Raw genomic sequence first — 13,056 nt, 5'->3', positions numbered from 1 at the left:
GCGGTCGGGGAACCTCCCACGACCACCGTCGGATCATCCGATCACGTCAGGTGAGCGTCACTCACCCGTCGCCTTGGCGATGATCTCCTTCGCCACCGAGGCCGGAACCTCCGCGTAGGAGTCGAACTGCATGCTGTAGCTAGCCCGGCCCTGGGTCTTCGACCGCAGGTCGCCGACGTAGCCGAACATCTCCGACAACGGCACCAGGGCCCGGACGACACGGGCGCCGCTGCGCTCCTCCATCGCCTGGATGATGCCGCGTCGGGAGTTGAGGTCGCCGATGACGTCACCCATGTTCTCCTCAGGAGTGGTGACCTCAACAGCCATCATCGGCTCGAGCAACGCCGGGTCGGCCTTGCGGGCCGCCTCCTTCATCACCATCGAGCCGGCGATCTTGAATGCCATCTCGGACGAGTCGACCTCGTGGTACTGGCCGTCCACCAGGGTCAGCTTGACGCCGACCAGCGGGAAGCCGGCCAGGATGCCGTACTGCATGGCGTCCTGCGCACCCGCGTCCACCGACGGGATGAACTCCCGGGGGATGCGGCCACCGGTGACGGCGTTGGCGAACTCGTAGGTCGGCGCGTCGTTCCCCAGCGGCAGCGGCTCCAGGCTGATGATCACCCGGGCGTACTGGCCGGAACCACCGGTCTGCTTCTTGTGGGTGTACTCGACCTTCTCCACCTTGCGGCGGATGGTCTCGCGGTACGCCACCTGCGGCTTACCGATGTTCGCCTCGACGTTGAACTCGCGGCGCATCCGGTCGACCAGGATGTCCAGGTGCAGCTCGCCCATGCCGGAGATGACCGTCTGACCGGTCTGGTCGTCCAGCTTGACGCGGAAGGTCGGGTCCTCCTCGGCCAGCCGCTGGATGGCGGTGCTGAGCTTCTCCTGGTCGGCCTTGGTCTTCGGCTCGATGGCCACCTCGATGACCGGCTCCGGGAAGGTCATCGACTCCAGGATGACCGGGTTCGCCGGGTCGCACAGGGTGTCACCGGTGGTGGTCTGCTTCAGACCCTGCACCGCGATGATGTCGCCAGCCTGGGCGGAGCTGCGCTCTTCCCGCTTGTTGGCGTGCATCTGGTAGATCTTGCCGATCCGCTCCTTGCGGTCCTTGGTGGAGTTGACCACCTGGGAGCCGGACTCGAGCGTGCCGGAGTAGATCCGCACGTAGGTGAGCTTGCCGAGGTGCTTGTCCGTCTGAATCTTGAAGGCCAGGCCGGAGAACGGCTCGGACACCGACGGCTTGCGCTGCATCGGGGTCTCGCCGTCGGTGGCCGTACCCTCGATCGCCGGGATGTCCAGCGGCGACGGCAGGTACGCGACAACCGCGTCCAGCATCGGCTGGATGCCCTTGTTCTTGAAGGCGGTGCCGGTGAGGACCGGGTTGGCCTTGCCGCCGATGGTGGCCCGACGGATGGCGGCCTTGATCTCCTCGGTGGAGATCTCCTCGCCCTCCAGGTACTTCTCCATCACCGAGTCGTCGACGTCGGCCAGGGTCTCCATCAGCTTCTCGCGCCACTCGGCAGCGGAGTCGGCCAGCTCGGCCGGGATCTCCTCGACCGCGTAGTCCTCACCCTTCTGGGTCTCGCCACGCCAGGTGAGGGCACGCATCTCGACCAGGTCGACCACGCCGATGAAGTCGGACTCGGCACCGATCGGGATCTGAAGCACCAGCGGGGTGGCGTTCAGCCGGTCGATCATCATCTGCACGCAGCGGAAGAAGTCGGCACCGGTGCGGTCGAGCTTGTTGACGAAACACATCCGGGGGACGTTGTACTTGTCCGCCTGGCGCCAGACGTTCTCCGTCTGCGGCTCCACGCCGGCCACACCGTCGTAGACCGCGACGGCACCGTCCAGCACCCGCAGCGACCGCTCCACCTCGACCGTGAAGTCGACGTGGCCGGGCGTGTCGATGATCTGGATCGTGTGGCCCTTCCACTCGCACTTCGTGGCGGCGGAAGTGATGGTGATACCGCGCTCCTGCTCCTGCTCCATCCAGTCCATGACGGCAGCGCCCTCGTGGACCTCACCGATCTTGTACGTGATACCGGTGTAGAACAGGATTCGCTCGGTGGTGGTGGTCTTACCGGCATCGATGTGGGCCATGATGCCGATGTTGCGTACGTTGGCGAGCGCGTCTGCGGCGGCCACTTCAATCCCTACTTATCGTCGTCTCGACACAACTGGTGGCGGTCCCGGCACCGGATGGCGCCGGGACCAGGGTGTTACCAGCGGTAGTGCGCGAAGGCCTTGTTGGACTCGGCCATCTTGTGCGTGTCCTCGCGCCGCTTGACGGCGGCACCGAGGCCGTTGCTCGCGTCCAGCAGCTCGTTCATCAGCCGCTCGATCATGGTCTTCTCACGCCGGGCGCGGGCGTAGGTGACCAGCCAGCGCAGGCCCAGCGTGGTGGCGCGGGCCGGCCGGACCTCGACCGGAACCTGGTAGGTGGCGCCACCGACACGGCGGCTGCGCACCTCGAGGGTCGGCTTGACGTTGTCCATGGCGCGCTTGAGGGTGACGACCGGGTCGGTACCGGACTTCTCCCGGCAGCCCTCCAGGGCGGCGTAGACGACGCGCTCGGCGAGCTGACGCTTGCCGCGCAGCAGGATCTTGTTCACCAGCTGCGTGACCAGCGGCGAGTTGTACACCGGGTCAGCGACCAGCGGTCGCCGCGGAGCAGGTCCCTTACGCGGCATGTCAGCTCTTCTCCTTCTTCGCGCCGTAACGGCTGCGCGCCTGCTTGCGGTTACGGACACCCTGGGTGTCCAGCGAACCGCGAACGATCTTGTAACGCACACCGGGGAGGTCCTTCACCCGGCCACCACGCACGAGCACGATCGAGTGCTCCTGCAGGTTGTGCCCGACACCGGGGATGTAGGCGGTCACCTCGACCTGGCTGCTGAGCTTGACACGAGCGACCTTGCGCAGCGCCGAGTTCGGCTTCTTCGGGGTGGTGGTGTACACCCGGGTGCACACGCCCCGCCGCTGCGGGGATCCCTTGAGCGCCGGGGTCTTGGTCTTGGTCGTCTTCGCCTGACGGCCCTTTCGGACCAACTGCTGAATGGTGGGCACCGGGTTTCTCCGCTCCCTTCGGCCGCTTGTCGCGGCCGCGCCGTCTGCCGTAGCCGATCTCGTGATCGGCTCTCCTACATTCCGGCCAGGGCCACCTCGCGGAGGTCCCGGCACCCGCGGTCGGGCGTGTCGCCCAGCTCACGGTTCCCGTCCGGCGCTCGCGCGCAGACCCGGGGTTTGTCACCGGCACACGGATCGCCGCAGGCCGGATCTTCTGGCTCAGTCGTGGTGCCGTCCGGATATCGGATCACCGGCTCCAGCGCACGCACGAGTTGCCCGGGCGGGCCCGGGCACAAGGGGAAAGAGTACCTACCACAGCCGTGCAGGTCAAAACGGAAGACCTGCCGAACATCGCACCGCTTGCCGGCTGGCCTCTGTCGTACCGCCCGCCCGTGATGGGCACCTACGGATACAAGTGTACCGGCTCCGCCGGAAAGCGGCCCGCGAGCCCCCAGGCTGGCCACTGCCGGTCAGCGACCGCCTAGGCCAGCGCCAACAGCAACGCCAGCCCCACACCCACCAGGCAGAGCAGCAACCCGGTTCCGCCACAGCTGATTCCCGCGATGGCCAGGCCACGGCCGGTGAAACGGACCGCCGGCGGAGGCGCCGGACGCCGGATCTGCCGCAGGCCGAGCAGGCCGGCCACGATGGCGCCCGCACCGGTGAGGCCACCCAGCGCGGCGAAGGCACCCGCCGCCCAGGCTCCGTTCGCCCCTCCCCCGATGGCGCCGAAGCAGATGACCAGGATCGAGACCAGGATCGAGGTGATACCCGCCACCAGCGAGCCGACCGCCAGGCCCGAGGCGACCGGGGGCACGTCGAGGTGCACCACCGCGAACGGGGTGCCGGGCACCGGCTCGACCCGCTTCGGCGGCCGGGGACGATCCTGCGGCGGTGGCGGCGGCTGCCGGACCCAGCCCGAGCCGCCGGCTGGCCAACCCGGAGGCGACGGCGCCCCCGACATGGACCCGAAGGCTGGTGGGCCCGCGGCCGATGCCCCGAAGGCCGCAGGAACGGGCGGTCCCGAACCAGGCGGCGGACCGTAATCGGGCGACCCGGGCGGCGGACCGAAGGACGAAGCGGCGGGCGGCGACCCGTAAGCGGGCGGCCCGGGCGGACCGTAAGCCGGCGACCCAGGCGGACCGTAAGCCGGCGGGCCGGGCGGCGGGCCGAAGGGCGGACCGGCGGGCGCCGGATCGAGGGCTGGCGGTCCGGACGGCGGGTGGACGGGCGTCGCGCCGGTTGCCGGTGGGGAGGTCGGAGGGACGGTCTGCTCCGGTTCGGGCTGTTCGGGCCCGGGCCGGGCCCATCCCGTCAGCTCGGCATCGGGGCGCCCGACGGTGGGCTGAGCGGCTTCGCCGCCCTCGGGGCGCACCGGTTCCGTCACGGGATCCTCCTTGTCGGGCAGCGTCCCCGCACCGCGCGACGGACACCGGTCAGGCTACCGTCGCCAGTCAGCCCCTCGGTGCCGGGCGCGAGGACGTACCGTCGCGCCGAGGTCAGTCGACGTCGGGCGCGAAGTCCTGCCCGTACGGTGCCTCGGCGAGCCGGATCACTCCGATCACCAACGCCACCACCAGGCTGACCGCGACCAGCACCAGGCCCGTCCAGGCCAGCCGCTCGCCGCGACGCAGCCAGGCCGCACCGGTCAGGAAACCCGCCGAGGCGTACGCCTCCCGGCGCGCCTGCCGGGCCAGGTGCAGGGCCACCGTGGCCGGTACCACGCCACCGATCAGCAGCCCCGTCAGCGCCGCCATCAGACCGAGGGCGAACACGGCCCGGGCCTTTGTCGCCCGGACCGGGTCCGGGTCGAGCGGGTGACGCGGTGCCGACGCGGTGGGCGCCGATCCGGGTGCGATCGTCATGACCACATGATGCCCCCGTCGACCGACGTCCGCGCCGTACCCACGGCACCTCGTCGGACCGCGACGCCGCAAGGTCCCTGCCGCGCCGCAAGATGGCCGGAACACGAGGAGGCCCCGGCGGTTGCCCGCCGGGGCCTCCCACGTCACTGCACGGTCTAGCGGTACGACCCGAAGTCGAAGTCGTCAAGCGGAACCGCCTGGCCGCTGGCCGGTCCGAAGCCGTAGTCGGTCTCCGGGTAGCCGGTCATCGAGTAGACCTTGGCCTTCGCCTCCTCGGTCGGCTCGACCCGGACGTTGCGGTACTTGCTGATGCCGGTACCGGCCGGGATGAGCTTACCGATGATCACGTTCTCCTTGAGACCGATCAGCGAGTCGCTGCGGGCGTGGATCGCCGCGTCGGTCAGCACCCGGGTGGTCTCCTGGAAGGAGGCCGCCGAGAGCCAGGAGTCGGTGGCCAGCGAGGCCTTGGTGATACCCATCAGCACCGGGCGACCGGCGGCGGGCTCGCCACCCTCACCGACGAGCCGGCGGTTCTCCGACTCGAACAGCGCCCGGTCGACAAGCACGCCCGGCAGGAACTCGGTCGAGCCGGAGTCGATGACCGTCACCCGCTTGAGCATCTGGCGGATGATGATCTCGATGTGCTTGTCGTGGATGAGCACACCCTGCGAGCGGTAGACCTCCTGGACCTCCTGGGTCAGGTGGACCTGGACCGCCCGCGGGCCGAGGATGCGCAGCAGCTCGTGCGGGTCGATGGTGCCCTCGGTGAGCTTCTCGCCGACCTCGACGTGGTCGCCGTCGTGCGCCCGCAGCCGGACCCGCTTCGAGATCTTGTCGTAGACGATCTCGTCGCTGCCGTCGTCCGGGATCACCACGATCTTGCGCGACCGCTCGCCGTCCTCGATCCGGATCCGGCCGGGGGTGTCGGCGATCGGCGCCTTGCCCTTCGGGATCCGGGCCTCGAAGATCTCCTGGACACGTGGCAGACCCTGGGTGATGTCCTCACCCGCGACACCACCGGTGTGGAAGGTACGCATCGTCAGCTGCGTGCCCGGCTCACCGATGGACTGGGCGGCGATGATGCCGACCGCCTCGCCGACGTCGACGATCTTGCCGGTCGGCAGCGAGCGGCCGTAGCACGCACCGCAGACGCCCAGCTTCGACTCGCAGGTGAGCACGCTGCGCACCCGGACGGTCTCGACCCCGGCGGCAACGATCCTGTCGACCAGGATCGAGTTGATGTCCGCGCCCCGCTCGGCGACGACGGTGCCGTCCGGCCCCTTGATGTCGTCGGCCAGGGTACGGGCGTGCACGCTGGTCTCGGCGTGCTCGTGCACCACGAGCCGGCCGTCGAGCTGCTGACCGACCTGCATCGGGATGGCCCGGTCGGTGCCGCAGTCCTCCTCGCGGATGATGACGTCCTGCGAGACGTCCACCAGACGCCGGGTCAGGTAACCCGAGTCGGCGGTACGCAGGGCGGTGTCCGCGAGACCCTTACGCGCGCCGTGCGTGGAGATGAAGTACTCCAGCACGGACAGACCCTCCCGGTAGCTGGCCTTGATCGGCCGCGGGATGATCTCGCCCTTCGGGTTGGCCACCAGGCCACGGATCGCCGCGATCTGCCGGAGCTGGAGCAGGTTACCGCGGGCACCCGAGTTGATCATCTTCCAGAGCGGGTTCTCCTGCGGCAGCGCGGTGTCCATCTCCTTGGCGACCTCGTTTGTCGCCTTGGTCCAGATCTCGATGAGCTCGCCGCGGCGCTCCTCGGCGGTCATCAGACCACGCTGGTACTGCTTGTCGATCCGGTCGGCTTCCTTCTCGTACCGCTCCAGGATCTCCCGCTTGCGCGGCGGAGCGATGACGTCCTCCATGCCGATGGTCACGCCGGACCAGGTGGCCCAGTGGAAACCGGCCTCCTTGAGCCCGTCGAGGGTGGCCGCCAGGGCCACCTTCGGGAACCGCTCGGCGAGGTCGTTGACGATCGCGGAGAGCTGGCCCTTACGGATCTCGTAGTTCACGAACCGGTAGCCCTGCGGCAGGGTCTCGTTGAACAGCACCCGACCGAGGGTGGTCTCCACCGTCAGCGGCTCGCCCGGAACCCAGCCCTCGGGGGCCGTCCAGGGCTGCCCGCCAGCGCCGTTGTCGACCTCGACGACGTCCCGCAGCCGGATCTTGACCGGTGCCTGCAGGTGCAGCTCACCGTTGTCGTACGCCATCCGCGCCTCGGCGTCCGAGCTGAACGCCCGGCCTTCCCCGCGCTCACCGGTGGTGAGGTGGGTCAGGTGGTAGAGCCCGATGACCATGTCCTGGGTGGGCATGGTGACCGGCTTGCCGTCGGCCGGCTTGAGGATGTTGTTCGACGACAGCATCAGGATCCGCGCCTCGGCCTGGGCCTCGGCGGACAGCGGCACGTGCACCGCCATCTGGTCACCGTCGAAGTCGGCGTTGAACGCGGTGCAGACCAGCGGGTGGATCTGGATGGCCTTGCCCTCGACCAGCTGCGGCTCGAAGGCCTGGATGCCGAGTCGGTGCAGGGTGGGCGCCCGGTTGAGCAGCACCGGGTGCTCGCCGATGACCTCTTCCAGCACGTCCCACACGACCGGCCGCTGCCGCTCGACCATCCGCTTGGCGGACTTGATGTTCTGTGCGTGGTTGAGGTCGACCAGCCGCTTCATCACGAACGGCTTGAACAGCTCCAGCGCCATCTGCTTGGGCAGGCCGCACTGGTGCAGCTTGAGCTTCGGGCCGACCACGATGACCGAACGGCCGGAGTAGTCGACGCGCTTGCCCAGCAGGTTCTGACGGAACCGGCCCTGCTTGCCCTTGAGCATGTCGGACAGCGACTTGAGCGGACGGTTACCCGGGCCGGTGACCGGCCGGCCACGGCGGCCGTTGTCGAACAACGCGTCGACGGCCTCCTGCAGCATCCGCTTCTCGTTGTTGACGATGATCTCCGGCGCACCGAGGTCGATCAGCCGCTTGAGCCGGTTGTTCCGGTTGATCACGCGGCGGTAGAGGTCGTTCAGGTCGCTGGTGGCGAAGCGGCCACCGTCGAGCTGCACCATCGGGCGCAGGTCCGGCGGGATGACCGGCACGCAGTCCAGCACCATGCCGAGCGGCGAGTTGCGGGTGTTCTGGAACGCCGCGACGACCTTGAGCCGCTTGAGCGCCCGGATCTTCCGCTGGCCCTTACCGGTACGGATGGTCTCCCGCAGGTTCTCGGCCTCGGCCTCGAGGTCCATGTTCTGCACCAGGGCCTTGATCGCCTCGGCACCCATGCCGCCGGTGAAGTACTCACCGAACCGGTCGCGCAGCTCGCGGTAGAGCAGCTCGTCGGTGACCAGCTGCTTCGAGTCGAGCTTGCGGAAGGTGTCAAGCACCTCGTCCAGGCGGTCGATCTCGCGCTGGGCCCGGTCGCGGATCTGGCGCATCTCGCGCTCTCCGCCCTCCTTGACCTTGCGCCGCACGTCCGCCTTCGCGCCCTCGGCCTCCAGCTCGGCCAGGTCGGCCTCAAGCTTGGCCGCCCGCTTCTCGATCTCCGAGTCGCGGCTGTTCTCCGACTGCCGCTTCTCGGCAAGGATCTCGTTCTCGATGGTCGAGAGGTCACGGTGACGCGCTTCGGCGTCAACGCTCGTCACGACGTACGAGGCGAAGTAGATGATCTTTTCGAGGTCCTTCGGAGCGAGGTCCAGCAGGTAACCCAGCCGGCTCGGCACGCCCTTGAAGTACCAGATGTGGGTCACCGGAGCAGCCAGCTCGATGTGGCCCATCCGCTCACGGCGGACCTTCGAGCGGGTCACCTCGACGCCGCAGCGCTCACAGATGATGCCCTTGAACCGGACCCGCTTGTACTTACCGCAGTAGCACTCCCAGTCCCGCTGCGGACCGAAGATCTTCTCGCAGAAGAGCCCGTCCTTCTCTGGCTTGAGGGTGCGGTAGTTGATCGTCTCGGGCTTCTTGACCTCGCCGTGCGACCACTGACGAATGTCGTCCGCGGTCGCCAGCCCAATTCGCAACTCGTCGAAAAAGTTGACGTCGAGCACGTTCAAATCCCTCACACGTCGCTTGGTGCGTCAGCAGCTCACCGGGTTTTGGTTTCGGGGCGGGGTGACCCGTGAAGGGATCAAACCTGACCGCCCGGAGTGGGTCGCCCCGCCCCGAAACCCCAACGTCACACTTCCTCGACCGAGCTCGGCTCCCGCCGGGACAGGTCGATACCCAGTTCTTCCGCGGCCCGGAACACCTCGTCGTCGGTCTCGCGCATCTCCAGGGCCACACCGTCGCTGGACAGCACCTCAACGTTGAGGCACAGCGACTGCAGCTCCTTGAGCAGCACCTTGAACGACTCCGGGATGCCCGGCTCCGGGATGTTCTCGCCCTTGACGATGGCCTCGTAGACCTTCACCCGACCGAGAACATCGTCGGACTTGATCGTCAGCAGCTCCTGCAGGGCGTACGCGGCACCGTAGGCCTGCATCGCCCAGCACTCCATCTCACCGAAGCGCTGGCCACCGAACTGCGCCTTACCACCCAGCGGCTGCTGCGTGATCATCGAGTACGGGCCGGTCGAACGAGCGTGGATCTTGTCGTCGACCAGGTGGTTGAGCTTCAGGATGTAGATGTAGCCGACGGCGATCGGATCGGGCAGCGGCTCACCGGAACGACCGTCGAACAGCTGCGCCTTGCCGGAGGAACCGATCAGCTGCCGACCGTCCCGGTTGGGCAGGGTCGACGCGAGCAGACCGGAGATCTCCTCCTCGCGGGCACCGTCGAAGACCGGGGTGGCCACGTTGGTGTCCGGCTCGGAGGAGTCGGCGCCGATGCCCTGGAGCTGCCGCTTCCACTCGGCGTCGTCGCCCTCGACCTGCCAGCCCGTCTTGGCCACCCAGCCCAGGTGGGTCTCCAGCACCTGGCCGATGTTCATCCGGCTCGGCACACCCAGCGGGTTGAGCACGATGTCGACGGGCGTGCCGTCCTCCAGGAACGGCATGTCCTCGACCGGCAGGATCTTGGAAATGACGCCCTTGTTGCCGTGTCGGCCGGCGAGCTTGTCACCGTCCTGGATCTTCCGCTTCTGGGCGACGTAGACCCGGACCAGCTCGTTGACGCCCGGCGGCAGTTCGTCGCCGTCCTCCCGGGAGAAGGTACGCACGCCGATGACCGTGCCGGTCTCGCCGTGCGGCACCTTCAGGGAGGTGTCCCGGACCTCGCGCGCCTTCTCGCCGAAGATGGCCCGCAGCAGCCGCTCCTCCGGGGTCAGCTCGGTCTCGCCCTTGGGCGTGACCTTGCCGACCAGGATGTCGCCGGGGACGACCTCGGCACCGATCCGGATGATCCCGCGCTCGTCGAGGTCGGCGAGCATCTCCTCGCTGACGTTCGGGATGTCGCGGGTGATCTCCTCCGGGCCGAGCTTGGTGTCCCGCGCGTCGACCTCGTGCTCCTCGATGTGGATCGAGGTGAGCACGTCCTGCTGCACGAGGCGCTGCGACAGGATGATCGCGTCCTCGTAGTTGTGCCCCTCCCAGGTCATGAACGCCACGAGCAGGTTGCGCCCGAGCGCCATCTCGCCCTCGTCGGTGCACGGACCGTCGGCGATGACCTGGCCGGCCTCGACCCGGTCGCCCTCGAAGACCACCGGCTTCTGGTTGACGCAGGAACCGGCGTTGGAGCGGCGGAACTTGTGCAGCAGGTACGTCCGGCGGTGGCCGTCGTCCTGGTGGACCGTGATGTAGTCGGCGCAGAGGTCCTCGACCACGCCACCGACCTCGGCCACGACCACGTCACCGGCGTCGACCGCGGCACGGTACTCCATGCCGGTGCCGACCAGCGGGGACTCGGCCTTGACCAGCGGCACCGCCTGACGCTGCATGTTCGCGCCCATCAGGGCCCGGTTCGCGTCGTCGTGCTCCAGGAACGGGATCATCGCGGTCGCGACCGAGGTCATCTGCCGCGGCGACACGTCCATGTAGTCCACGGCGGCCGGCGTGACGTCCTCGGTCTCGCCACCCTTACGGCGGACCAGGACGCGGTCCTCGGCGAACGAGCCGTCGGCCCGCAGCGGAGCGTTGGCCTGCGCCTTGACGAACCGGTCCTCCTCGTCCGCGGTCAGGTAGTCGATCTGGTCGGTGACCCGACCGTCGATGACCTTCCGGTACGGCGTCTCGATGAAGCCGAACGGGTTGACCCGGGCGAAGGTGGACAGCGCGCCGATCAGACCGATGTTCGGGCCTTCCGGCGTCTCGATCGGGCACATCCGGCCGTAGTGGGACGGGTGCACGTCGCGGACCTCGAAGCCGGCCCGCTCCCGGGACAGACCACCGGGGCCGAGCGCGCTCAGCCGCCGCCGGTGGGTCAGGCCCGCCAGCGGGTTGGTCTGGTCCATGAACTGGGACAGCTGCGAGGTGCCGAAGAACTCGCGGATCGCGGCGACGACCGGGCGGATGTTGATCAGGGTCTGCGGCGTGATCGCCTCGACGTCCTGAGTGGTCATCCGCTCCCGGACGACCCGCTCCATCCGGGACAGGCCGACCCGAACCTGGTTCTGGATCAGCTCGCCCACGGTACGCAGCCGCCGGTTGCCGAAGTGGTCGATGTCGTCGGCCTCGTAGCCCTCCTCACCGGCGTGCAGCCGGCAGAGGTACTCCACGGTGGCGACGATGTCGTCCTCGGTGAGCGTGCCGGTGGTGATCGGCACGTCCAGTTCGAGCTTCTTGTTGAACTTGTACCGACCGACCTTGGCTACGTCGTACCGCTTCGGGTTGAAGAAGAGGTTGTCGAGCAGGGTCTGGGCGTTCTCGCGGGTCGGCGGCTCGCCAGGGCGCAGCTTGCGGTAGATGTCTAGGAGCGCCTCGTCCTGGCCGGCGATGTGGTCCTTCTCGAGCGTGGTCATCATCAGCTCGGACCAGCCGAACTTCTCACGGATCTGCTCGGCCGACCATCCGATGGCCTTGAGCAGCACCGTGACGGCCTGCCGGCGCTTGCGGTCGATGCGGACGCCGACCGTGTCGCGCTTGTCAATGTCGAACTCCAGCCAGGCACCCCGGCTCGGGATGACCTTGACGCTGGAGAGGTCGCGGTCGGAGGTCTTGTCCGGCTGCTTGTCGAAGTACACGCCCGGCGAGCGGACGAGCTGGCTGACCACCACGCGCTCGGTGCCGTTGATGATGAAGGTGCCCTTCGGCGTCATCATCGGGAAGTCACCCATGAACACCGTCTGGCTCTTGATCTCGCCGGTGGTGTTGTTGGTGAACTCCGCGGTCACGAACAGTGGCGCGCAGTAGGTGAGGTCCTTCTCCTTGCACTCCTCGATGGAGGCCTTGACCTCGTCGAAGCGCGGCGCCGAGAAGGAAAGCGACATAGTGCCGGAAAAGTCCTCAATGGGACTGATCTCGTCGAGGATTTCCGCGAGACCCGAGCGTGCGTGCGGGTCGTCCGCCGACCGGCCCTGCCAAGCCTCGTTGCCGACGAGCCAGTCGAAGGACTCGTTCTGAATGGCGAGGAGGTTGGGGACCTCGAGGTGTTCGGTGATCCGACCGAAGGAAACTCGGCGGGGAGCGAATGCGCTCGACGTACGACTGGTCTTCGCAGGGCGGGAAGCTGCCAAGATGCGTCCTTCCGAGGACCGGTGCTGCAGAACGGCTGGTACGCGTGCACTCCAATGACCCCACCAGAAAATATCCACAAACGGACATTTCCGAGCAGGGGTCAAGTCGGAAGGCAGCGCAAACTAGCAGTGTAGCCGAGAGGCTAACCGCTGTCCAGCCCACCCCGCAGGTTGTTGCGGAACGTGCCTCGGGACCCCTCGAACGGGTCGCACCGGGCCGCTCGGAACGCAACGTCCCTGCCGGGCCGCCCGGGTCTGCGTGGCGAGTGGTGCTGCCGCTGCATTACCCGCGCGGTGGCCGTCGCAAGCGCGGAAGGTCTTGCTGATGTCAGCGTGCCTGGCAGCCCAGGGCCGCGTCAAGGGGCCTGGTCGGCATCGGGCGCTCTTTCCCACCGACGGGCGAGTCCGCCGGCCCGGTCGGCGGCGTCCGCGTCGGAGTGCACGGCGACCGTCTCGATCCCGAGTGCCCGGCAGGTGGCGAAGACCCGGCGGGCGATCTCTCCCCGGTTCGCC

General features: G+C 68.2%; 8 protein-coding genes. All 8 read right to left on the bottom strand.

Annotation, left to right across the window (positions count from 1 at the left end; all coding sequences use genetic code 11):
- Positions 1–57 precede the first annotated feature (57 nt).
- On the bottom strand, positions 58–2,154 hold the full coding sequence (fusA, locus tag AB0I71_RS25295; RefSeq protein ID WP_204000267.1) for an elongation factor G: 2,097 nt from the start codon (positions 2,152–2,154) through the stop codon (positions 58–60).
- Between the two features lie 74 nt (positions 2,155–2,228).
- Positions 2,229–2,699 carry a 30S ribosomal protein S7 gene (gene rpsG / locus AB0I71_RS25290; protein WP_093403604.1) on the bottom strand — a complete coding sequence of 157 codons (471 nt, stop codon included), beginning with the start codon at positions 2,697–2,699 and terminating at the stop codon, positions 2,229–2,231.
- A gap of 1 nt (position 2,700) precedes the next feature.
- Entirely contained in the window at positions 2,701–3,075 is a 375-nt protein-coding gene (gene rpsL, locus AB0I71_RS25285; protein ID WP_013735958.1) for a 30S ribosomal protein S12, read from the bottom strand.
- A gap of 481 nt (positions 3,076–3,556) precedes the next feature.
- Positions 3,557–3,928, bottom strand: a complete 372-nt coding sequence (locus AB0I71_RS25280; protein WP_357588741.1) for a hypothetical protein — start codon at positions 3,926–3,928, stop codon at positions 3,557–3,559.
- 646 nt (positions 3,929–4,574) lie between these two features.
- Complete coding sequence (locus AB0I71_RS25275; protein WP_357588633.1) at positions 4,575–4,940, bottom strand: hypothetical protein; 366 nt, start codon at positions 4,938–4,940, stop codon at positions 4,575–4,577.
- Between the two features lie 155 nt (positions 4,941–5,095).
- The gene (locus tag AB0I71_RS25270; RefSeq protein ID WP_357588739.1) at positions 5,096–8,983 is read right to left on the bottom strand and encodes a DNA-directed RNA polymerase subunit beta'; all 3,888 of its coding nucleotides are present in this window, start codon (positions 8,981–8,983) and stop codon (positions 5,096–5,098) included.
- Between the two features lie 128 nt (positions 8,984–9,111).
- Positions 9,112–12,543 (bottom strand): DNA-directed RNA polymerase subunit beta, encoded by a 3,432-nt coding sequence (locus tag AB0I71_RS25265; protein WP_210936512.1) that lies wholly within the window; start codon positions 12,541–12,543, stop codon positions 9,112–9,114.
- Positions 12,544–12,899: 356 nt separating this feature from the next.
- A partial coding sequence (locus AB0I71_RS25260; protein ID WP_357588737.1) for a biotin carboxylase N-terminal domain-containing protein occupies positions 12,900–13,056 on the bottom strand: 157 nt, incomplete at its 5' end.

Origin of the sequence: Micromonospora sp. NPDC049891 (genome assembly GCF_040660295.1) — a bacterium.
In the GTDB taxonomy this organism is placed as follows: Bacteria; Actinomycetota; Actinomycetes; order Mycobacteriales; family Micromonosporaceae; genus Micromonospora.
The sequence above is the reverse complement of the archived record's forward strand: the minus strand, read 5'-3'. Positions and strand labels throughout refer to the sequence as shown.